Annotated in this window: 17 protein-coding genes and 1 pseudogene; 6 read left to right on the forward strand and 12 right to left on the reverse strand. The window is 70.8% G+C overall.

What is annotated here, in order from left to right:
- Window positions 1-6 precede the first annotated feature (6 nt).
- Window positions 7-1,986 (forward strand): fumarate reductase/succinate dehydrogenase flavoprotein subunit, encoded by a 1,980-nt coding sequence (locus OG819_RS06900; RefSeq protein ID WP_266648490.1) that lies wholly within the window; start codon window positions 7-9, stop codon window positions 1,984-1,986.
- On the opposite strand, the gene OG819_RS06905 is transcribed toward OG819_RS06900, so the two are convergent.
- Window positions 1,952-3,214: an RNA-guided endonuclease TnpB family protein gene (locus OG819_RS06905; RefSeq protein ID WP_266628249.1), complete on the reverse strand. Its 1,263-nt coding sequence runs from the start codon at window positions 3,212-3,214 to the stop codon at window positions 1,952-1,954. The two genes, OG819_RS06900 and OG819_RS06905, sit on opposite strands and share 35 nt — an antisense overlap.
- 78 nt (window positions 3,215-3,292) lie before the next feature.
- Here OG819_RS06905 and OG819_RS06910 point away from each other — a divergent pair, with 78 nt between their 5' ends.
- Window positions 3,293-4,084 (forward strand): succinate dehydrogenase/fumarate reductase iron-sulfur subunit, encoded by a 792-nt coding sequence (locus OG819_RS06910; protein WP_266648492.1) that lies wholly within the window; start codon window positions 3,293-3,295, stop codon window positions 4,082-4,084.
- Here the strand turns inward: OG819_RS06910 and OG819_RS06915 are convergent.
- Genes OG819_RS06915 through OG819_RS06930 form a run of 4 tightly spaced genes read right to left on the reverse strand, consistent with a single transcriptional unit; the run spans window position 4,059 to window position 6,924 of the window.
- Window positions 4,059-4,400, reverse strand: a complete 342-nt coding sequence (locus tag OG819_RS06915; RefSeq protein ID WP_266628245.1) for a hypothetical protein — start codon at window positions 4,398-4,400, stop codon at window positions 4,059-4,061. The two genes, OG819_RS06910 and OG819_RS06915, sit on opposite strands and share 26 nt — an antisense overlap.
- Window positions 4,397-4,708: a hypothetical protein gene (locus OG819_RS06920; protein WP_266648494.1), complete on the reverse strand. Its 312-nt coding sequence runs from the start codon at window positions 4,706-4,708 to the stop codon at window positions 4,397-4,399. Before OG819_RS06920 ends, OG819_RS06915 begins: the two co-directional genes overlap by 4 nt.
- Window positions 4,709-4,753: 45 nt before the next feature.
- On the reverse strand, window positions 4,754-5,752 hold the full coding sequence (locus OG819_RS06925) for a phosphotransferase (RefSeq protein ID WP_266648495.1): 999 nt from the start codon (window positions 5,750-5,752) through the stop codon (window positions 4,754-4,756).
- Window positions 5,749-6,924, reverse strand: coding sequence for a hypothetical protein (locus OG819_RS06930; protein WP_266648496.1), 1,176 nt, complete (start codon window positions 6,922-6,924; stop codon window positions 5,749-5,751). The genes OG819_RS06925 and OG819_RS06930 overlap by 4 nt, the downstream gene beginning before the upstream one ends.
- Window positions 6,925-7,070: 146 nt before the next feature.
- Between OG819_RS06930 and OG819_RS06935 the strand changes: the two are divergent.
- Window positions 7,071-8,317: pseudogene (locus OG819_RS06935) on the forward strand (IS701 family transposase).
- Window positions 8,318-8,418: 101 nt separating this feature from the next.
- Window positions 8,419-10,005 carry a hypothetical protein gene (locus OG819_RS06940; protein ID WP_266648497.1) on the forward strand — a complete coding sequence of 529 codons (1,587 nt, stop codon included), beginning with the start codon at window positions 8,419-8,421 and terminating at the stop codon, window positions 10,003-10,005.
- Here the strand turns inward: OG819_RS06940 and OG819_RS06945 are convergent.
- The 5 genes from OG819_RS06945 to OG819_RS06965 all read right to left on the reverse strand — a co-directional run bounded on the left by OG819_RS06945 (window position 9,968) and on the right by OG819_RS06965 (window position 15,537).
- Entirely contained in the window at window positions 9,968-12,841 is a 2,874-nt protein-coding gene (locus OG819_RS06945; RefSeq protein WP_266628237.1) for a SpoIIE family protein phosphatase, read from the reverse strand. The two genes, OG819_RS06940 and OG819_RS06945, sit on opposite strands and share 38 nt — an antisense overlap.
- Before the next feature lie 267 nt (window positions 12,842-13,108).
- Window positions 13,109-13,540: an ATP-binding protein gene (locus tag OG819_RS06950; protein WP_266436351.1), complete on the reverse strand. Its 432-nt coding sequence runs from the start codon at window positions 13,538-13,540 to the stop codon at window positions 13,109-13,111.
- 286 nt (window positions 13,541-13,826) lie between these two features.
- A complete protein-coding gene (locus OG819_RS06955) occupies window positions 13,827-14,228 on the reverse strand; it encodes a (deoxy)nucleoside triphosphate pyrophosphohydrolase (RefSeq protein ID WP_266648498.1) in 402 nt (133 codons plus the stop codon).
- A gap of 39 nt (window positions 14,229-14,267) precedes the next feature.
- Complete coding sequence (locus OG819_RS06960) at window positions 14,268-14,450, reverse strand: SPOR domain-containing protein (RefSeq protein ID WP_266648499.1); 183 nt, start codon at window positions 14,448-14,450, stop codon at window positions 14,268-14,270.
- A 334-nt stretch (window positions 14,451-14,784) separates the two neighbouring features.
- On the reverse strand, window positions 14,785-15,537 hold the full coding sequence (locus tag OG819_RS06965) for a GntR family transcriptional regulator (RefSeq protein WP_266436357.1): 753 nt from the start codon (window positions 15,535-15,537) through the stop codon (window positions 14,785-14,787).
- A gap of 303 nt (window positions 15,538-15,840) precedes the next feature.
- On the opposite strand from OG819_RS06965, the gene OG819_RS06970 reads away from it, so the two are divergent.
- On the forward strand, window positions 15,841-16,947 hold the full coding sequence (locus OG819_RS06970; RefSeq protein WP_266648500.1) for a pyridoxal-phosphate dependent enzyme: 1,107 nt from the start codon (window positions 15,841-15,843) through the stop codon (window positions 16,945-16,947).
- An 87-nt stretch (window positions 16,948-17,034) separates the two neighbouring features.
- On the opposite strand, the gene OG819_RS06975 is transcribed toward OG819_RS06970, so the two are convergent.
- Together OG819_RS06975 and ychF are read right to left on the reverse strand one after the other, a co-directional pair.
- On the reverse strand, window positions 17,035-19,254 hold the full coding sequence (locus OG819_RS06975) for a DEAD/DEAH box helicase (protein WP_266648501.1): 2,220 nt from the start codon (window positions 19,252-19,254) through the stop codon (window positions 17,035-17,037).
- Between the two features lie 300 nt (window positions 19,255-19,554).
- Window positions 19,555-20,643, reverse strand: coding sequence for a redox-regulated ATPase YchF (ychF, locus tag OG819_RS06980; protein WP_266628228.1), 1,089 nt, complete (start codon window positions 20,641-20,643; stop codon window positions 19,555-19,557).
- A gap of 176 nt (window positions 20,644-20,819) precedes the next feature.
- Between ychF and OG819_RS06985 the strand changes: the two genes are divergently transcribed.
- The gene (locus OG819_RS06985) at window positions 20,820-21,410 is read left to right on the forward strand and encodes a DUF6542 domain-containing protein (RefSeq protein ID WP_266628226.1); all 591 of its coding nucleotides are present in this window, start codon (window positions 20,820-20,822) and stop codon (window positions 21,408-21,410) included.
- The last annotated feature ends 59 nt before the right edge of the window (window positions 21,411-21,469 follow it).

Genomic DNA, 21,469 nt, shown 5'->3' on the forward strand with positions numbered 1-21,469 from the left:
CTTCTGATGTCCGTGGTTGACAGGCAGGAGTGGGACGTTGTCGTGGTCGGTGCCGGGGGCGCCGGACTGCGCGCAGCCATCGAGGCGCGCGAGCGCGGCGCCCGTACGGCCGTGATCTGCAAGTCGCTGTTCGGCAAGGCGCACACGGTGATGGCCGAGGGCGGCATCGCGGCGGCGATGGGCAACGCCAACTCCCACGACAACTGGCAGGTCCACTTCCGCGACACCATGCGGGGCGGCAAGTTCCTGAACCAGTGGCGGATGGCCGAGCTGCACGCCAAGGAAGCCCCGGACCGGGTGTGGGAGCTGGAGACCTGGGGTGCGCTCTTCGACCGTACGAAGGACGGGCGGATCTCGCAGCGCAACTTCGGCGGCCACGAGTACCCACGGCTCGCGCATGTCGGCGACCGGACCGGGCTCGAACTCATCCGGACCCTCCAGCAGAAGATCGTGTCGCTCCAGCAGGAGGACATGAAGGAGACCGGGGACTACGAGAGCCGGCTGAAGGTGTATCAGGAGTGCACCGTCACACGTGTGCTGAAGGACGGCAGCCGGGTCTCGGGAGCGTTCTGCTATGAGCGCGAGTCCGGGCGCTTCTTCGTGCTCGAGGCGCCCTCCGTCGTCATCGCCACCGGCGGCATCGGCAAGTCGTTCAAGGTGACGTCCAACTCGTGGGAGTACACCGGCGACGGGCACGCCCTCGCGCTGCTCGCCGGAGCGCCACTGCTCAACATGGAGTTCGTGCAGTTCCACCCGACGGGCATGGTCTGGCCGCCGTCGGTGAAGGGGATCCTGGTCACCGAGTCGGTGCGCGGCGACGGCGGGGTGCTCAGGAACTCCGACGGCAAGCGGTTCATGTTCGACTACATCCCGGACGTCTTCAAGGAGAAGTACGCGCAGTCCGAGGAGGAGGGCGACCGCTGGTACGAGGACCCGGACCACAACCGGCGTCCCCCGGAGCTGCTGCCGCGCGACGAGGTCGCCCGCGCCATCAACTCCGAGGTCAAGGCGGGTCGCGGATCGCCGCACGGCGGGGTCTTCCTGGATGTGTCGACCCGTATGCCCGCCGAGGTGATCCGGCGCCGGCTCCCCTCCATGTACCACCAGTTCAAGGAGCTCGCCGACGTCGACATCACGGCGGAGGCGATGGAGGTCGGACCCACCTGCCACTACGTCATGGGCGGCATCGCGGTCGACTCGGACTCGGCGGCGACGCGCGGCGTACCGGGGCTGTTCGCCGCCGGCGAGGTCGCGGGTGGTATGCACGGCTCCAACCGGCTCGGCGGCAACTCCCTCTCCGACCTGCTGGTCTTCGGGCGGCGGGCGGGACTGCACGCCGCCGAGTACGCCGCCGAGCACACCGACGACCGTCCTCCCGTGGACGACGTCCAGATCGACACGGCGGCCGCCGAGGCCCTGCGGCCCTTCTCGGCGGAGGGCCCGGAGACCGGCACCGGCAGTGCTTCGCCGGGGGACGGCACCCGGGCCCCCGGCGCCGGACGCCCGCCCGAGAACCCGTACACCCTGCACCAGGAACTCCAGCAGGCCATGAACGACCTGGTCGGCATCATCCGCCGCGAGGCCGAGATGGAACAGGCCCTGGAGAAGCTCGCGGAGCTGCGGGTACGGGCACGGCGGGCGGGAGTCGAGGGCCACCGGCAGTTCAACCCCGGCTGGCACCTCGCCCTCGACCTGCGCAACATGCTCCTGGTCAGCGAGTGCGTGGCCCGCGCCGCCCTGGAGCGCACGGAGTCGCGCGGCGGCCACACCCGCGAGGACCACCCGACGATGGAGCGGTCCTGGCGTCGCGTCAATCTCGTGTGCCAACTCACCGATCCCACGGGCGGTTTGGCGGCCACCGACCCCGTGCACGGCCAGATCGACCTCAGCCGCGAGACCACCGAACCCATTCGCCCCGACCTGCTCGCCCTCTTCGAGAAGGAGGAGCTGGTCAAGTACCTCGCCGAAGAGGAGCTCTACGATTGACCTTCTTCCCGCCTCGAAAGGCGGGAAGTGCCGCGGCTCGCGCCTCAGCATTTCCTGCTTCACCGCCGACTGCCTCAGCTGGAATGAACTTCCGCTGAGGTCTTACACCGGCTCCACAGGCTGCAACCGCCAGCCCGGCGGCCAAGATGTTCTTCGCGGCGTTGTGGTCCCGATCGTGCCGGGTGCCGCAGCCCTTGCACGTCCATTCACGGACGTGCAAGGGAAGGCTCTCGCAGATCCGACCACACGCAGAGCACGCCTTCGAGGAGGGGTGCCAGCGGTCGATGACGACAAGTTCACGCCCGTACCAGGCACACTTGTACTCCAGCATGGAACGCAGCCGTGTCCACGACGCGTCGCTGATGGCACGCGCCAGGCTGCCGTTCTTGAGCATGTTCCGGACGGTCAGGTCCTCGATCACGACCAGTTGGTTCTCCTGGACGAGTCGAGTGGTCAGCTTGTGCAGATAATCCCGGCGCCGGTCGGCGATCCGGCCGTGGACCCTCGCTACCTTGACACGCGCCTTGGCGCTGTTGTTCGACCCCTTAAGTTTACGGGCCAGTTCCCGCTGCGCCTTCGCGAGCCGGGCACGCTCCCGTTGCTCCTGCTTCGGGTTGGCGATCTTCTCTCCGGTCGACAAGGTCACCAGGCTGGATACGCCCGCATCGACACCTACGGCAGTACGCGTTCTGCGCAGTGGCTTGACCATGTCCTCCACGAGCAGGGACACAAACCAGCGTCCCGCCCCATCTCGGGACACGGTCACCGTGGTCGGCTCCGCGCCTTTGGGCAGCGGACGCGACAAGGCGATGTCCAGCGGGCCGGACATCTTCGCCAGGAACAGCTCTCCACCGCGCCAGCGGAAAGCGGAACGGGTGTATGTCGCCGAAGGTCTGGCCTTCTTCTTCGACTTGAACCGCGGGTATCGGGCACGCTTGTCGAAGAAGGCCTGAAACGCACCCTGAAGGTGCCGCAGCGCCTGCTGAAGCGGCACAGAGGACACCTCCCGCAGAAACGCGGCCTCCTCACTGGATTTGAGGGCGGTGAGCGCCTTGTCCGTTGCCGGATAGCCAATCTTCTCCCCGCGCAGGGTGTACGCCTCGGAACGCAGCTGCAGCGCCCAGTTGTACACGTAGCGGACGCACCCGAACGTGCGCGACAGCTCCGCCGCCTGCTCGTCCGTGGGATAGAAGCGATACATGAAAGCCCGCTTCACCTGCTGCGCCATGTTTACACGCTAACCGCCTTCCGATGTAAGGGAGATGCTTTTCATGAATTCCACTGAGCTGCCGCGGGAGGGAAGCCGATGAGCACAGCCGCGTCCACCACATACGAGGCGCACTTCCGGGTTTGGCGGGGGGACATCAAGGGCGGCGGCCTGGAGGACTTCGCCGTCGAGGTCAATGACGGTGAGGTGGTGCTGGACATCATCCACCGGCTCCAGGCGACCCAGGCCCCGGATCTGGCCGTCCGCTGGAACTGCAAGGCGGGCAAGTGCGGTTCGTGCTCGGCGGAGATCAACGGACGCCCCCGGCTGATGTGCATGACGCGGATGTCGGTGTTCACGCGGGAGGAGACGATCACCGTCACACCGCTGCGCGCCTTCCCGGTCGTACGGGATCTCGTCACGGACGTCGGCTTCAACTACGCGAAGGCGCGGCAGGTTCCCTCCTTCGTTCCCCCGGCAGGTCTCGGCCCCGGCGAGTACCGCATGCAGCAGGAGGACGTGGACCGCTCGCAGGAGTTCCGCAAGTGCATCGAGTGCTTCCTGTGCCAGGACACCTGCCATGTCGTGCGCGACCACGAGGAGAACAAACCGGCGTTCGCGGGCCCGCGCTTCCTGATGCGCGTCGCCGAACTGGACATGCACCCGCTGGACGCCGCCGCCGACACCGGTCTGGACCGCAAGCGCACCGCCCAGGAGGAACACGGCCTCGGCTACTGCAACATCACCAAGTGCTGCACCGAGGTCTGCCCCGAGGGCATCAAGATCACGGACAACGCCCTGATCCCCTTGAAGGAACGGGCGGTCGACCGCAAGTACGACCCGTTGGTGTGGCTGGGGTCGAAGATCAGGAGGCGGGATCCGTCGTCGTAGGAGCGGTGGGGCCGCGGCGGCGGTCCTGGGTCGCCCGGTACATCAGGGCGGCCCCGGTGATCAGGCCCGCGCCGCTCACGAGGGCGCCCGCGAACTGGAGGAAGCCGGGGCCCGAGAAGGCCAGGTTCAACGACTGGAGCGCGACGGCCGCCGTCACCAGCAGCGCGCCCTGGCCCCACAGGCGGCGCCGGACGACGGGACGGCGCTCCCACCCCGGCACCCGGCCGCCGCGCACGGCGACGATCCCGACGGCCGCCGCGAGTCCGAGGACCACGCCTTCACCGAGACCGGCCGTAAAGAGCCAGTGCCCTGTCATCGGCGTTCGGGTATGCCGGGGCTACCGGGACGCCGCGAGGCCATCTGCAGCACGAGCCCCCCGATGAACAGGGCCATACCGGTCATCGCGAAGGGCGCCATGCTGAGGTCGGGCCCTCGGAACGGGCCGATGAACAGGTACAGGGACATCCCGGCGGCCCCCACCACCGAGCCGTACCCCCACAGCTTCGGCCGGACGACACGGGGGCGCAGCCAGGGCGGCACCCAGCCCGTGACGATCCCGGCGATCCCCGTCAGCGCCGTGCCGGTCATGGCCAGCGCGGCGAAGCCCACCAGATACGGGTGCACCGTCTCTCCCTCCCCCATAGCGCGCCGACCAGGCGCGCCCCCAGATCATGGCACGGGGTTCTCCAGCAGGGTGAGGGTCTGCCCGACGCTGTGTTCCGCGATCGCCCGCATGAACTCCGGATCCGGGAAGTCGCCGTCGAGGAGCCGGAGCGGGCCCGCGACCAGCGAGAGGTGCATGGCCAGGCGGTAGAGGCGCAGCCGGTCCTCGTCGAGACCGTCGGCACGCAGCGCCGCGTAGTCGTCGTGGAAGCGCTGACGCAGGAAGACGTGCTCCCACTCGGCGTCGAAGTAGAGCAAGCCCTCGATGTCGATGAGGGCGGGATGGCCGTGCTCGTCCACGAGGACGTGGTCCGGGCCGAGTTCGCCGTGGACGAGGCCCACGCGGCGGCGCGGGCGGACGGCCCCGGCGAGGGTGTGCAGTCGGTCGTGCAGGGCCTCGCGTACGGCGGCGATCCGGGCGTCGCGTGCGGCGGCCTCCGCCAGGTCGGCCAGCGCCCGTTCGAGGACGACCTCTTCGCACGAACCGCCGTACGCGCTGCCGCCGTTGTCGACGACGGCGACCTTGCCGTGGCGGGGTGCCGGATGGGCGTGCATGGTGCGCAGGGCCTCGGCCAGTTCCCGCAGGGGCCCTGCGGCGGCCTGGGGGTCTCGGCGCAGCAAGTCCTCCAGGCTGCCGCCGCGTACGTCCTCCACCACGGCCGCGTCCGAGGGCACGTGCGTGTGCGTGCGGTCGGCGAACAGCAGGCGGGGGGTGCGGATGCCGAGGGCGGTGAGCCTGTCGTACGCGGCGGTGAAGAGGTCGAGTCCGGAGGCGTGCGAGAAGGAGTCACGGGGGTCCGCCGGGGCCGCGTCCCAGTAGTCCTCGGCCGGGTCCCAGACGTAGGCGACCGCGGTGGAACCGTCGTCGAGGAAGAGCCGGTAGGCACTCTTCTTGGAGCCTCCGCGCAGACGCTCGGCAGCGGTGAGCGTCCGGGCCGGGCCGAGCGCGGCACGGGCGTGGGGCGCCAGGTCGTCTTTCGTGAGCGGCCTGCGCGTGACGGTCATCGCACCCACCCTTCCTCGTACGCCGTCCAGTCCTTCTCCCGGGCGGCGAAGTCCACGTACAGGGCAAGGCCGAAGTGTTCTCGGGTGCGGTCGGTGCGGGACAGGCCCAGGCGGGCGCCGCGGACGGCCGCCGCGACCGTCTCGGCCGAGCCGTGGTGGTCCATGTTGTCCTCGTAGTAGAAGGGCAGGCCCATCAGCAGGTCGGTCGATTTCGGGGTGACTTCGAGGGCGAGGGCGGTCTGCTCGGCGACGTAACCGCCGTACAGGCTCTCCAGGGGAAGCGCCGTGTCGTACGACATCACGGCGATCTGGTCGACCCGGCGGGCGACCTGCCCGAAGAACGACTGGGACCACCACTTGGGGTGTGCCGTGAAGACGCCCGCGACGGAGTGGAGGTTCGGGAGCGGGTCGATCTGGTGGGCGGCGATGGAGAGCTGGGCGTCGCGGGCCCGGGTGACGCGGCGCAGATCGTCGAGCAGGGAGAGGTAGTCCGAGTCGTCGGAGTGCAGGGGTTCCAGGTCGAAGTGGGCGCCCTCGAAACCGGCGTCGAGGACCTGCCCGGCGGAGCGGACGACGGCGGCCCGGGTGGCCGCCCGTTCCAGACGCATCCCGACCTCCCCCTCGGTGGCGAGCACGTCGCCGAGCCAGGCCTGGACGCGGACGCCGGGCAGTTCGCGGTGCACGGCCTCGACCAGCCAACGCGCCTTCGGGTACGCCGACTCGGGCAAAGTCCCGTCGTGCTCCAGCGGTCCCGCGTGCACGTACAGATCCCGGATCCCGGTCGTCCGCAGCCGCTCCGCGAGCGCCTTGACGTCCGCGTCCTTCTTCCGGCCGTCCACCCAGGCGTGGCCCATCCAGAGGGCGTCACGGTCCCTGGTACGGGTACCGGAGGCCGGGTCTCCGGCGTAGTTGGCCCGCAGCGCGATGCCCGCGGCGAGCGTGGAGAGGACCAACGCCAGAACGAGCCCGAGCGCGACCCGTTTGGGCCAGCGCAGTCGGGGGTTCCGCCAGCCCCGGCCCACCGTTCGAAGCCAGCCGGGGACACGGCTCGAGGACGCACGGCCCTCGTCGTCCCTCGGCCCGCCCGCTCCCGTGTCCGCCCCGGCCCCGGCCGGTGTCGCCGCGGTCTCCGCCGCCGGCTCCGCCTCGGTCCCCGTGCGCCCCTCGTCCATCCCCCGCGCCCCCTCCGTACGCCCCCGTATCCCCCGTACCCTAATACTGCAACCGCATCTGCCGTGACAGGTGCTGGGTTGGCTCGTTGTTCCGACTGTGCGATGAATCGTTGACGGTTGAGCAGGTCGAGTCGTGGTCCGAGGGGATAGCCGGGTTCCATGCCCGGTTCGCCCACCGTTTCGGCAGGTCGGAGCCCCGCGAGCGGGCGTCGGACTACCTGAACGGGTTGCTCGCGCCGCTTGAGAAGAAGAACGGGTGGACGCTGTCGGAGCAGGTCGGGCAGTTGCGCCCCGACGGCGTCCAGCGCCTGCTCAACCACTCCGACTGGGACGAGAACGCGGTCCGCGACGATGTCCGGGACTTCGTCGTGGAGACCATCGGCGCCAAGGACGCGGTGCTGATCGGCGACGACACCGGCTTCCTGAAGAAGGGCACCAAGTCCGCCGGCGTCCAGCGGCAGTACACCGGCACAGCCGGCCGCACGGAGAACAGCCAGATCGGAACATTCCTGGCCTACGCCTCCGCCAGGGGCGGGCGTTGATCGACCGCGAGCTCTACATCCCCGTCTCCTGGACGGATGACCGTGACCGCTGCCGCGCGGCCGGGATCGACGACGAGGTCCCCTTCGCGACCAAGAACGAGCACTTCAAGTGGATGCTGCAACGCGCCATCGACGCGGGTGTCCCGTTCGCGTGGGTCACCGCTGACGAGGCATACGGGCAGGTCAAGCACCTGCGAGTGTGGCTGGAGGAACGTCGGGTCGCGCACGTGCTGGCTACGAAGGTCAACGACACTGTGATCACCACGCACGGGGCGGACACGCGGGTGGACCAGTTGGTCGCCGCGCTGCCCCGCCAGCGGTGGAAACGAATCTCCGGCGGGGCCGGCGCGCACGGTGAGCGGATCTACGACTGGGCGCGTGTCGCGATCCGCCCGTCCTGGGAAAACGGCTTCGGGCACTGGGTGCTGGCCCGACGCAGCGTCAGCGACCCGAGCGAGATCGCCTACTACGTCTGCTACGGCCCGGTCGCCTCCCGACTGAAAGACCTGGTCAAAGTAGCTGCCGCGAGGTGGGCGGTCGAGGAGTGCTTCCAGACCGCGAAGGGAGAGTGCGGTCTGGACCACTACCAGGTGCGGCTCTACCGGGCCTGGTACCGCCACATCACCCTGGCCATGGCCGCCCTTGCCTACCTGACCGCCGTCCGCGCCGCAGAAGCCACAAAGGGGCACTCTCGACGACGAGCAAGACCTCATACCCCTCAGCGTCCCGGAGATCCGCCGGTTGATGGGCCACGTCGTCGTCACGCGCCACTGTCACAGCAACGAGCACCATCTGCACTGGTCACGCTTCCGACGACGCAGCCAAGCCCGAGCCCGCCGCTCCCACTATAAACGCCGAGGCCACATTCTCCAGATGCGGTTGCAGTACTAAGCGGCCCCGCCTCGGCGCATCCCGGTCGCGCCTCCGGGCAAGCGGTCATACGCTCCCAAATGTGACGTCGCCCCTGAGCCGAAGCCGGCCGCGCCGAGCCACGTCCCACATAGCCGCGCGGGTGGCGCACGCCGTGCTCGGCGGACTGCTGGCGACGGGGTGGCTGCTGCTGCCCGTCGCACGGGCGGGTGCCGACGAGGTGGCGGCCGCGCCCGGGCAGGGTGGGACGAGCACCGCCGATCTCGTGCTGCCCCTCGTCGCGGTGGTCGCCGCGGCGGCGCTGGCGGCGTACTCGTACACCCGGCGCATACGACGGGCCCGGACCCGTACGACACCTGGCGGAGCCACTGCGCATCCCGCCCCGTTCGCCGAACTCGACCGGCGGGCACGGCAGTCGCTCGTCGAGATCGACGACTGCGTGCGCACCTGCGCGGAGGAACTCGGCTGGGCGGAGGCCCAGTTCGGCAATGAGGCCGTCGAGACGTACACGGCGGCGCTGGCGTACGCACGCTCCGAGCTGACGGCGTCCTTCCGGCTGCGGCAACGACTGGGCGACACCGTGCCGGACGACGACCTGGTGAAGCGGCAGCTGCTGGAGGAGATCGCCGCCCGCAGCATGGAGGCGGGGCGGCGGCTGGACGCGGAGGCGGCCGGCTTCGACCTGCTGCGCGCCCTGGAACGGACCCTGCGCCCCGCGCTGGAGTCGGCGGAGGCCCGTTTCCGGGAGCTCGCCGCGCGCGCCCCGGCCGCGGGGGCGGCACTCGCCGAGCTCCACGAGCGATACCCGCCCTCCGCGTCCCTGCCCGTCGCGGGCCACGTCGAACAGGCCAAGGACCGGCTCGTGTTCGCCACCACCCGCCTCGACCAGGCCCGGCAGTCCCTCGACCGGGGGGAGGGCGAGCGGGCGTCGGCACATCTGCGGGCCGCCGAAGGTGCCGTCGACCAGGCGGGCCTCTTCATGGACGGTGTCTTCCGGCTCTCCCGCGAACTCGCCTCCGCGGCGGCCCGGTTGCCCGGCGCGCTGCGCGACGCGGAGGCCGAGCTCGCGGCGGCGCGCGGCCTCCCGGCCGTCGGTGCGCTGCCCGGACGGATCGCGCATGCCGCGTCGGTCGTCGCCGACGTGCGGCGGGAGAGCGCGGGCGGCGGCCATCCGTACGACCCGCTCGACGCCCTCCGTCGCGTCGTTGACGCCGGAGCACCGCTCCTGGCCGAGGACCGCGTTCCCGTCGACCGGCCCTTCCTCGACCACGCGCTGCTGCCGGCCCGCAGTGTCGTCGCCCTCGCCTCGGACTTCGTCACCACGCACCGGGGAGCGGTCGGTGCCGAGGCCCGGACCCGGCTCTCAGAGGCGGAGCGCCGCCTCGCGCTCGCGCCTTGCGCCCTCGTCGACGTCCGGCGCGCCGACGTGCTCGCCCGGGAGGCGGAGCAACTCGCGGAACGGGACGTACGGGCGTACGGGAATCCGTACGCCGGGCCCGAGGGTGCGGGCGTCGGCGGTGCGGTGCTCGGCGGGATCCTGCTGGACGACACCCCGGACGCCCCCGCGGCGAGCTTCGGCGGACCGAGGACCCGGGGGCGCGGAGATTTCAGGGGCGCGGGCAACCGCGCGGTCAGAACAGGCTCAGCAATGCCTCCGCCGGGTCCGTGAGGGGCGTACCGCCGTCCGGGAGCGGAAGTTCGAACCAGACCGTCTTGCCGGCCGGTGTCCGCCGCGAGCCCCACGCGGCGGAGAGCAGACCGACGAGCTGCAGCCCCCGGCCCCCCTCGTCCGTGTCGCGGGCGCGGCGCCGACGTGGCTGGACGAGGCCCGCGTCCCAGACCTCGCACACCAGGGTCCGGTCGAGCAGCAGACGCAGCCTGATCTCACCCTCGCCGTAGCGCAGCGCGTTGGTGACGAGTTCGCTGACCAGGAGCTCGGTGGTGTCGACGAGCGGCTCCAGGTCCCAGGCGGTGAGCTGGGTGCGCGCGTACTCACGGGCCCGCCCCACACTGCGCGGCTCGCGCGGCAGCGTCCAGTCGCCCACGGAGTCGGCGGGCAGCCCCTGGACACGAGCCATCAGCAGCGCGATGTCGTCCTCGCCGTGGTGGGTGTCGAGGGTGTTGAGGACGTGGTCGCAGACGTCCTCCAGGGGCCGGGAAGGGTCGGTGAGCGCGCCGACGAAGGCTTGCAGGCCCTCGTCGAGGGGGTGGTCGCGCGATTCGACCAGTCCATCCGTGTAGAGCGCCAACAGGGCGCCTTCGGGTAGTTCGACCTCCACCTCCTCGAAGGGCTCGCCGCCCACCCCTAGGGGCATGCCGGGCGGCACGTCGAGCATCAGCGCGCTCTCGCCGGGTTCGACCAGCACCGGCGGCAGATGGCCCGCGTTGGCGAAGGTGCAGCGGCGGGTCACGGAGTCGTACACCGCGTACACGCAGGTCGCCAGGTACACCTCGGAGAGGTCGGCGTCGCGGGGCTGGCGGGCCGCGCGGGTGGCCTGCTGGACCCCGCCGGGGGTGCCGAGGCCGCGGGCGATCTCGTCCAACGCCGAGAGCACTTCGGCGGGTTCGAGATCGAGGAGGGCCAGGGTGCGGACCGCGGTGCGCAGTTCACCCATGGCGACCGCCGCGCGCAGACCGCGCCCCATGACGTCGCCGACGACCAACGCCGTGCGGTGGCCGGGGAGTTCGATGACGTCGAACCAGTCGCCGCCGACCTCGGTCGCCGCGTTGCCGGGCAGGTACCGGCACGCGATGTCCAGACCGGAGGCCTCCGGGTCGCCCGGCGGGAGGAGCGAGCGCTGCAGGATCAGCGCGCGTTCGTGCTCGCGGCGGTACAGACGGGCGTTGTCGATGCAGACCGCGGCGCGCGCCGCGAGTTCCACCGCGAGCGCCCGGTCGCGGTCGCCGAACGGCTCGCTGCCCTTCGTACGGGAGAACTGGGCGAGGCCGACCACCGTGTCGTGGGCGACCATCGGGACCGCCAGCGTGGACTGGATGAGGCCGCCGTCCTCGGCGGGGACCTGTTGCGGGCGGGCGGTGCGCAGGGCGTCCGCGCAGGGCGAGTTGAAGGCGTAGTGATGGACCGCGCCCACGGCGACCGGCGCCGGTCCGCCGATGAACGGCGCGTCGGACACCGCGCTGGCGAAGGCGACCCGGCGCAGTTCCGCGCTGCCGTCGGCGAGCGCCCGCGGGGTCTCGTCGCCCGCGAGCAGGCCCTGGTAGAGGTCGACGGTGGCGAGGTCGCAGAAACCGGGCACGACGACGTCGAGGAGTTCGCGTGCGGTGGTCTCCAGGTCGAGGGAGTTGCCGATGCGGGCGCCCGCCTCGTTCAGAAGGGCGAGATTGCGCCGTGCGGAGGCCGCTTCCCGGGCCGCGGCACGGCGGCTGGTGATGTCGGTTCCGAGCCAGGCGATACCGATGGGGCGGCCGGAGCCGCTGTGCACGCGGTAGAGGTTGACGGACCAGTGCCGGCGCTCGTCGGAGCCGGGTATGAACCCGGTGACGTGCATGTCCGTGATGGAGTCGCCGGTTTCGAGGACGCGGCGCAGCGTCGCGGCGACCCGCTCGGCCTCGGAACGCGGCAGGTAGTCGTGGACCGTACGGCCACGGTGGCTCTCCACGTTTCCGCCGAACACCGAGGCGAACTGCTTGTTGGCGCGCCGGACCCGCAGATCCGTGTCGATGAGCAGGAAGCCGAACGGAGATTGACCGAAAATCGCCTGCGAGGCGGCGAGGTCCGTCTCGATGCTGCGGAGGGTCCGGACGTCCACGACGATGCACACGGCGGCCCGCTCGCCGTCCTCCGTCGTGGTGGGCATCACATAGACCTCGGCGAGGCCCTCCTCGCCCGGCTCGCCGTCACCAGTGGCCGGCACGCGGAAGGGGACCACACCGGTCCACTCGCGGCCGTCCAGGATCTCCGCCATCTTGCGCTGGCCGCGCTCGCGCTGGTCGGGTTCGAAGAACGCCTCGATGGGGTCCATACCGAGGGCTCGTTCCGCGGATATTCCGAAGAGCTGCTCGGCACGCAGGCTCCACTGGTCGACGAGGCCGTCGGCGCCGATGGAGAACGAGGCGACCTTGATGTAGTCGTAGATCGAACCGGGCGGGCTGCTCTGCCACATCGTGTCACCCAGGGGCTCGCCGGGCGGTTCTCCGTACGGCTCTACGTGCGATGCGGCGTGCGGTTCGGCCTGCGGTTCGCCAGGCGGCACGGCCGTGGCCCGGTCCATGTCCGCGCCCGAGTCCGTACCCGCATCCGCACCCGTACCCGTGTCCGTCGGGGTGCCGGCCGCCCGGGGCCTCGCGTCGCCGCTCGGTCCGGAGGGTGCGCCGCCCCATGGTGTGTTCGTCGGCTCGGTTCTCGCGTCGCCTCGCGGTTCGGTCATGGCGTCGCTCATCGCCCCGCCCGTCGCTCCGGCCACGGCAAAACCCGCCGCGGCCTCCGCCCTCGCGCCGTCCGACGGGTCCTCGGACTCCGTGGCCTTCGCTGGTATCTCGCTCACGCGATCCGTCCCCTCCAGCTCACCGCGTCCGGCACCGGTCACCGGGGGCGGCTGCCCGCAGTATCCAGCACTACGGCGCCGCACAACACGGTGTTCACGATCACAGCACGGTCCCGATGGTTTTTGGACCGGCCGCGACATACTCCCAGTCTTCTAACCAGGTGGCGCCCCATCGAATCAAAGACTCCGGACAACTCTGGTGGCCTGAAGCGATCGGTCGCCCCACCCTCCGCCCGACACACCCTCAGCACGACAGCCGACGGACCCTCAGTCGGGCACCGCCAGTTCGAACCACACCGTCTTTCCAGTGTTTCCGGGCCGGGTACCCCAGCGCCGCGACGAGCCCGCCACCAGTTGCAGCCCTCGGCCGCTCTCGTCGTCCGCGTCGGCGGACCGTTCGCGGGGCGGGTCGGGCAACGGGTCGGAGACTTCCACCAGGAGGGCACCCGGCAGTCCCGCGGGCCCGACCAGACGGACACCGATGGGGCCGGTGGCGTGCCGCAGCGAGTTGGTCACCAGCTCGCTGACCAGCAGCGCGGTCACATCACCGAGGGAATCCAGCCCCCAGGTGCGCAGCTGGCCCCGGACGACGGCACGGGCGGTGCGGACGGCACCGGGCTCCGCGGGAAAGCTCCACTCGGCGTAGTCGCCTTCGGTGTCGATCACGCCGATCACTTCCCAGGCCAGGAACCCACCCATGTCTGGTTTCGTGGGGTTAATGGGCACATACCCGATATCCGGGACGCTTTACCGCACATGTGGGCGCACTGTGGCACGAACGGCGTACGGGACCCCGAGCCGCGGACGCGACTCGCGCTCTCCCGCTCCCGAAAGCCGCACACACAGCGCCGCGCCCCGGCGCCCGCGCTCGCACGTCAGCCGGCGCCTCCCAGAAAGACCGCTGTCCCCCAAAGAGAGGAGCGGGCACACGACAGCGGGTCCGGCGCCCCTCCGACGTCACGGCCCCTCCGACGTCTCGGCCGTCTCAGCCGTCCCAGTGCCGCTGTACGGCCTTCACGGCGGGGATGTCCTGGTCCAGCCAGTCCACGTCCCAGAGCTCGTCCGGAGTCAGCCAGCGCAGGTCGTCGTGGTCCTCGAGAGGCACCGGATCGGCCGAGCCGGGAAGCAGCCGCGCGGTCCACACGTGCAGGACGTACGGCGTCCGCAGGGGCCACTCCCCCGGGATGCGCTCGAGGGACTCCGCCGTGACGCCGAGTTCCTCGCGCAGTTCGCGTACGAGGGCGGCTTCGGGAGCCTCACCCGGTTCCACCTTGCCGCCGGGCAGCTCCCAGCGGCCGGCCAGCTCGGGGGGTGCGCTGCGGCGCGCGGCGAGGAGGCGTCCGTCGTGCAGCAGGGCGCCGCCCACCACCACGATCGTTTCGTCCATGCGCCGGAGCCTACGGCAGGGCACACCGGACGCGGACAGTCACTTGGATCCGTTCTGCGCGATCCGCTCGACCCAGTAGAGCTGCTTGTGGCCGCGGTCGTCGAGGCTGTCCGCGATCTTCTGGGCCTCGGCCCGGGTCGCGTACCTCCCGACGCAGTAGCGATTGCCGTTGTCGTCCTGTCGTATGACGAGCCAGGGAAGAGTGATCGTGCCCTCGTTCATCAAGCCCCTCCACTTCCCGCCCCCGGCTCGCGCCGTGCCTCGCGCGCTAAGGAAACCGCAATCCGCATATGCCCGAGCCTACGCCTAACCTTTACGCAGCGAATACGCCTTTGCACAAAGAGGTACGCAACCGGCCAAGGCGGAGGGGGCGCATGCGTACGAACGCGCCGTCGACCGCCCTCCGTGCGCCGTCCAGGCAGCGCGAACTCCACCCCGAGCAGGGCAGTTGAGAAAGGCCAGATTGCAACCGAGGTCGCGCGCCGGGCACTTGACGGTCGGCTCGCCCGGGAACGAGGTCGCCCCGCGGACGCCGACCGCCCGTGAACTCCTACGCCTACTTCACCGGCAGGTGATACGCGATGCGATACCGGTCCGCCGGTACGACGACGTCGGCCGTCTCCACCGGACGGCCCGAGGCGAAGTACGTCCGCTGGATGACGACGACCACATGCCCGGGAACACCGCCCAGCGCGAGGAGTTCCTCGGCGAGGCCGGGGCGGGCTCCCACTTCCTCCGTGACGTTGTCCACGATCACGTCGATGGCCGCCATCCGCTCGACGACGCCCATGCCACCGAGCGGGCCCTCCTCGGGAAGCATCACCGGGGTGCGGCCTGTGACGGCGAGGGGCTCCCAGGAGGTGGAGAGCATCATCGCCTCGCCGCCGTCCCGGAACACGTAGTTCGTGCACATGACGCGGTCGCCGGGCCGGATCGAGAGGCGCTCGGCGATCGCGCCGCTCGCCTCGGCCTGCGCGCTGTGCGACTCCCAGGTGCCGCGCACGGACAGGTCGGCCTGCTCCTGACGGAAGGGGGTCACGCCGCTGTCCGGGCGGTACCCGGAGCGGGCCACCCGGCGCGGCACCGGCCGCTCCCGCACATACGTCCCCGAGCCGGAGCGGCCCTCGACCAGGCCCTCGGCCATCAGCACCTTGCGCGCCTCCAGGGCGACCGTGTCCGAGACCCCGTACTCCTCGCGGATCCTGGCCTGGGAGGGGAGGCGGGTGTGCGGTGGCAGCGAACCGTCGACGATCTTCTTGCGGAGATCACCCGCGACACGCAGATACGCCGGCTGCTCACCGAAAGTCACTGGCCGCTCCCATCAGGTTGTACAGACAGCAACAGCCTGGCAACCGTGGGTTGTGCCACGCAAGTGCAGGCCAGAGAATCACTCGATGTGATTACTTATGCCTGCCGAGGGCTTTACCCAGGCACTTTCTCCCCGCTATAGCCCGCGTCACACCTCCACACCCTCACCGTTTCCCCCCGTCGCCCCGGCCGTCCCCTCCTCCGCCGCCCGACGGCGGGGTGGCAGTGAGGCCCAAAACCTTGCGTGCGGTGACCGTCTTCCTCGGGTCGGCTCGACGACGAGGCGCACGCATAGCCTGCACACATGACACCTTTGCCGGATCGCTTCTGCCCGGCGGACGGTACGCGCGTCCCCGGCGGCTCGCTCGACTGGTGCTGCCCGGTCTGCCGTGGCCCGCTCGACCTGCACTTCGCACCGACCCCCGCACCCCTCACCTCCCTGACCGGGCGCGTGAACTCACTGTGGCGGTACGCGGAGTGCCTCCCGCTGGCCGCACCCACGGTCAGCCTGGGCGAGGGCCGCACCCCGCTGGTGGAGCTGCGCGGGGGCATCTCGGCCAAGCTGGACTTCCTGATGCCGACCCTGTCCTTCAAGGACCGCGGCGCCGTCCTGCTGGCCGAGCTGGCGCTGCGGCTGGGGCCCCGACAGGTGCTCGCGGACAGCAGCGGCAACGCGGGGACGGCGATCGCCGCGTACTGCGCGCGGGCCGCGCTGCCCTGCACGGTGTACGTCCCCGAGGGCACGTCACCGAAGAAGCTGGAGCAGATCGAGGCGCACGGCGCGCGGGTGCACGTCGTGGACGGGGACCGGGAGGCGACGGCACGAGCGGCCCGCGAAGCCGCGGACTCGCCCGGCACGTTCTACGCCTCGCACGTCTTCAACCCGTACTTCCTGCACGGCACGAAGACGTACGTGCACGAGCTCTGGGAAGACCTGGGCGGGCGCCTGCCCGACGTCATCGTCGTCCCCGTCGGCAACGGCACACTGCTCCTCGGCGCCGCCCTGGCCGTCGCCGAGCTGCACCGTGCGGGGCTCATCGACCGGAGGCCCGCGCTGTACGCGGTCCAGGCCGCCGCGGTGGCCCCGCTCGCGCATGCCTGGGCCGAGGGCTCGGAAGAGCTGGTCGGCGTCACCCCCACGGCCCCCACCATCGCCGAGGGAATCGCCATCCCGCGCCCGCCCCGGGCCCGCCAGATCCTGCGCACCGTACGCGCCTTCGGCGGCACGTTCCTCACGGTGACGGAGAACCAGATCCGGCACGCCCAGCGGGACTTGGCGGCACGGGGCCTGTACGTCGAGTCGACGGGCGCGGCGTGCTGGGCGGCGGTACGGGAGGGGGTGCTCTGGGGACGTACGGCGGTGGTGCCGCTGTGCGGGGCGGGCGTGAAGACCGGGTTGGCCCGGGGGTAGGGCCTGTCCGGCGGATCAGGTCGGAGGAAAGCAGCGGCGCCTACTCGTCGAAGGCCGTGTCCCGGGTGCGCTTCTCCCAGGTGACCCTCACGGCTCCCGCGCACCAGCCTGCCCCGGCCCCGTGCCGCCCGCCAGTCGTAGTTGCTCCTCCTCCACGATGCGGCGGGCGAGGGCGCTGTCGGAGATGTCGACCGCGTCCGGGCTCTGTTCGGCGGTGTCGCTGCGGCGGGCGTAGGCGTCGAACAAACGGGTCTTGTTCTTGAGGATGTGCAGCAGGCGCTGGTCGACGCTGTCGGTGGTGAGGAGTCGGTGCACCTGAACGGGCCTCACCTGGCCCATGCGGTGGGCACGAGCCACGGCCTGATGCTCCATCGTGGGCTTGACCTGCGGTTCGCACAGGATGACCACGGAGGCGGCCTGAAGGTTGAGTCCGATACCGGCGGCCTCGATCTGGCAGAGGAGGACCGCGTGACCGGGAGCTGCCGTGAAGTCGTCGACGAGACGCTGCCGACGCACGGCGGGCACGGCGCCGGAGACCGGCCCGAACACGCCTCTCGCCCGCGCCCGTTGCCCCGTCCCCAGGCCGTCCTGACCCGCTTCCAACACCTGCTGAACCGTCCCCAGTACATCCCTGAAGTAGGAGAACACCACGACCTTCAGGCCGTTCTCCGCCGCCTCGGCGACCAGTTCGCGCAGTCGCCCCAGCTTCGCGGACTTCTCCGCGTCGGCGTACGCGGCCCTGCGCATCGCCATGAAGTTCCCGTCCTCGACCGCCCTGAGGTACGCCGCCCGGTCCGCGGCGCTGAGCTCCTCCCACTCGTCGACCTCCACCAGCGCGGGCAGCTCGGTGAGGACGTCCCGCTGGTTACGGCGCAGGTAGGCGGGGGCGACGGACTTGCGGAAGGCGTGCGGACCGGCGGCCGCGGTGGCGTGCCGTATCGAGGGGAGGAGGGTGGGCTGGAGGTAGCGGACGAGGGTACGGAACTCCTCGACCCGGTTCTCCATGGGCGTCCCGGTGAGGAACAGGACACGCTCACAGTGCCCCGTCCAGGCCGCGACCGCCTTGGAACGGCGGGTGTCCGGATTCTTCACGTAGTGCGCCTCGTCGACGACCACCATCCCCGGCTTCGTCCCCTCGCCGTCCGGGGCGGGCAGCCGGTGCAGCATGTCGTACGTGGTGATCGCGACGCCCCCGCGCTCCCGCCACTCCTCGTAGGCCTCCAGCCGCTCCGCACCGTGCACCGGCAGGGCCCGCAACGTGCTGCGCGCGCCGATCTCGCGCGTCCAGTTGATCAGTACGCTCGCCGGGCAGACGACCAGGAAGTGGCTGTGCCCGTCCGCCGCGAGATGGGCGAGCACGGCGATGGCCTGCACGGTCTTGCCGAGCCCCATCTCGTCGCCGAGAACGACCCGGCGCTGGGCGAGCGCGAACCGGGCGCCGAAGTCCTGGTAGCCGCGCAACGAGACCCTGCGCCGGGTGTCGTCCAGCACCTGGGCATGCACCCGCTCGGCGACCTCCGACGGCAGGAAGCCCTCGACGGCCGCCACGTCCGAACGGTGCTCACTGACCTCGGCGAGCTGGCTGTAGTACTCCGTGGAGCGCAACTCGAAGTCGACCCACGCCTCGATCTCGGAGGCGGGCTCCCGCAGCAGGTCGGTCGAGGCCTGAGCGAGCAGCAGGCGTACGTCACGGGCGCCCGCGTCGGCGGTCAGCTCGCGCAGTTCGGCGACCGCGTCGAGCGCGCTCCGTCGCCGCTCCCGCCCCGCGAGCGCCATCCGCAGCCGTCCGCCGGCGGGCCGGGCCGCGGGCAGCAGCGCCCCGAGCCGCTCGTCGATCCGCGTCGCCGCGTCCACGGCCCGGCGCAGCTCGGGACCGGCCTCGACGAGGGTGCGCAGCGCGATCACCAGGGCGGTCGTGCGGGGCTCGGGCCGGTCGACGTCCATCCGTACGGAAACGGTCTCCCCCACCGCGCGCGCGAGCTGCCGGGCCGCGGCGAGGGCCCGGTCGGCGGTCTGCGCGCCCACCCCCGGCAGCTGCCGCAGCTCGTACCGCCCCGCCTCGTACACCGCCCGCACCGACGCGAACCCGGCCGTCTCCAGCGCCCCGAGCCGCAGCCGCCCCTCGGTGACATCCTTCAGCCGGGAGACAGGGATGGACTCCAGCTCCTTGCCGACGAGTTCGGCGTGGATCGGTGCGAGCGCCGCGCGCACCGCTTCGAGCGCGCGGGCGTGATCGGCGAGCACACCCCGCGCGGCCTCGTGCAGTCCGACGCCCTCGGCGAGCAGACTCCGCTCACGTTTCCCCACCGGACCGACATTACTGCCCACCACCGACAGCCCGGCCCGGCTCCCGGCGCGCGGGCCACCGCGGTCACGCGCCCCGGATCCGCCTGGAACCGGTAGGTGCCCCAGTTGTCGACGATGTCGTACTCGTCCTCGGAAGGCCGATGGAGACCGGGCAACGTGACGCGCGCCTATGCGATCTGTCGCTGAACATGGGACGACGGCGGACTTGTACGCACAGCAAAGAAGGGGCTCGACTCCAAAGAGCGGGGCCCCTTCCGATCCGCGTCTTCGCAGATCAGCGATGTGGTGGTATATCGCCCGCTACACGTTGAAGCGGAACTCCACCACGTCGCCGTCCTGCATGACGTAGTCCTTGCCCTCCATGCGGGCCTTGCCCTTGGCGCGGGCCTCGGTGACCGAGCCCGTGTCGACGAGGTCCTGGAAGGAGATGACCTCCGCCTTGATGAAGCCCTTCTGGAAGTCGGTGTGGATGACTCCGGCGGCCTCGGGGGCGGTGGCGCCCTTCTTGATGGTCCAGGCGCGGGATTCCTTGGGGCCGGCCGTCAGATAGGTCTGCAGGCCGAGGGTGTCGAAGCCGACGCGGGCGAGGGTGGCGAGGCCAGGCTCCTCGGCGCCCACCGACTCCAGGAGCTCCATGGCGTCCTCCTCGTCGAGCTCGGCGAGGTCCGCCTCCAGCTTGGCGTTGAGGAAGATCGCCTCGGCGGGGGCGACCAGGGTGCGCTGCTCGGCCTTGAAGTCCTCGTCGACCAGCTCGTCCTCGTCCACGTTGAAGACGTAGAGGAACGGCTTGGTGGTCAGGAGGTGGAGGTCGTGCAGGAGCTCCTCGTTGCCGGAGCCCTGGACGATGCCCTGCGAGAAGAGTGTGTCGCCCTTCTCCAGGATCTCCTTCGCCGCCTCGACCGCCGCGACCTTGGGAGCGATGTCCTTCTTGATGCGCGACTCCTTCTGGAGGCGCGGCAAGACCTTCTCGATGGTCTGGAGGTCCGCGAGGATCAGCTCGGTGTTGATCGTCTCGATGTCGTTCTTGGGCGAGACCTTGCCGTCGACGTGCACGACGTTCTCGTCCTTGAAGGCACGGATGACCTGGCAGATCGCGTCCGACTCGCGGATGTTCGCGAGGAACTTGTTGCCCAGGCCCTCGCCCTCGGATGCGCCCTTCACGATGCCCGCGATGTCGACGAAGTCGACGGTCGCCGGGAGGACCTTCTGGGAGGAGAAGATCTCGGCCAGCTTCGTCAGGCGCGCGTCGGGGACGCCGACCACGCCGACGTTCGGCTCGATCGTCGCGAACGGGTAGTTGGCCGCGAGCACGTCGTTCTTGGTCAGGGCGTTGAACAGGGTCGACTTGCCGACATTGGGCAGACCGACGATTCCGATCGTGAGCGACACGTTGCGACTTCCCGTACGTGAGGGTGGGCGACAGGCCCGCGAAGGTGCGCGGGCCGATCCACCAGTCTACGGGGTGCCAGACCCCTTACCGGCGACCTGTCGAACGCATGGCCAAGGTCGGCCCATCGGCGTGTCTGAGGGGCTATTCCACACATAAACCGACCTAAGTTGGTCCAGTGGAGCAACACAGGACGCGTCCCCCTCAGTACAGACCGCGACGCGGCGCACCTCTTCCCGCTCAGACGGGGCGCGCCGCGGCCGACGGCGTACGCAGGGGTACACCCCCCGCTCGACGGCCCGCGCCCCTGCCCAGGCCCGCTCCGGCGCGACGGCGGATGCCGAACCCCCGGCTCACCGGGCTCGGCGGCGGACTGTTCTGCGGGGCCACGATGTTCGCGCTCGCCTGTCTCGACCAGCTGCTGTTCGGGGCGTCGCTGGTGGTCTACGGGGTGTTGTTCCTGCCTGTGTGCGCGCTGACCGCGCTGTGGGTGCGACGGGGAGACCTCGTCACCGCGCCCATCATCGTGCCCATCGCCTTCGCGTTCGGGCTGCTGCCCGTCGCCGACGGGGGCGGCGGGATGGGGGGCGAGCTGATGGGGCTGGTCACCGCGCTGGCGACCCAGGCGGTATGGCTGTACGGGGGGACGCTGGTCGCCGGCGTCATCACCACCGTACGGAAGGTCCGCCTGATGCGCCGCAGGGCCGCCCAACGCAGGGCGGCCCAGGCGGCCCGTCCGGAGATCCAGCCGCGCCGCCGTCCGGCCTGACTGACGGCGGCGGCCTGACAGACACCGACGGGCCGGCGGACGCGACCACACCGGCGCCG

This window comes from Streptomyces sp. NBC_01549 (assembly GCF_026339955.1).
Classification (GTDB): Bacteria; Actinomycetota; Actinomycetes; order Streptomycetales; family Streptomycetaceae; genus Streptomyces.

Bases quoted from the DNA above. Each gene is read 5' to 3' on its own strand.
- OG819_RS06900 (WP_266648490.1), top strand. From the start codon at position 7: ATGTCCGTGGTTGACAGGCAGGAGTGGGACGTTGTCGTGGTCGGTGCC.
- OG819_RS06930 (WP_266648496.1), bottom strand. From the start codon at position 6,924: ATGGACGAGGGGCGCACGGGGACCGAGGCGGAGCCGGCGGCGGAGACC.
- OG819_RS06925 (WP_266648495.1), bottom strand. From the start codon at position 5,752: ATGACCGTCACGCGCAGGCCGCTCACGAAAGACGACCTGGCGCCCCAC.
- OG819_RS06915 (WP_266628245.1), bottom strand. From the start codon at position 4,400: ATGACAGGGCACTGGCTCTTTACGGCCGGTCTCGGTGAAGGCGTGGTC.
- OG819_RS06960 (WP_266648499.1), bottom strand. From the start codon at position 14,450: ATGAACGAGGGCACGATCACTCTTCCCTGGCTCGTCATACGACAGGAC.
- OG819_RS06905 (WP_266628249.1), bottom strand. From the start codon at position 3,214: ATGGCGCAGCAGGTGAAGCGGGCTTTCATGTATCGCTTCTATCCCACG.
- OG819_RS06950 (WP_266436351.1), bottom strand. From the start codon at position 13,540: ATGGGTGGGTTCCTGGCCTGGGAAGTGATCGGCGTGATCGACACCGAA.
- OG819_RS06955 (WP_266648498.1), bottom strand. From the start codon at position 14,228: ATGGACGAAACGATCGTGGTGGTGGGCGGCGCCCTGCTGCACGACGGA.
- OG819_RS06910 (WP_266648492.1), top strand. From the start codon at position 3,293: ATGAGCACAGCCGCGTCCACCACATACGAGGCGCACTTCCGGGTTTGG.
- OG819_RS06970 (WP_266648500.1), top strand. From the start codon at position 15,841: ATGACACCTTTGCCGGATCGCTTCTGCCCGGCGGACGGTACGCGCGTC.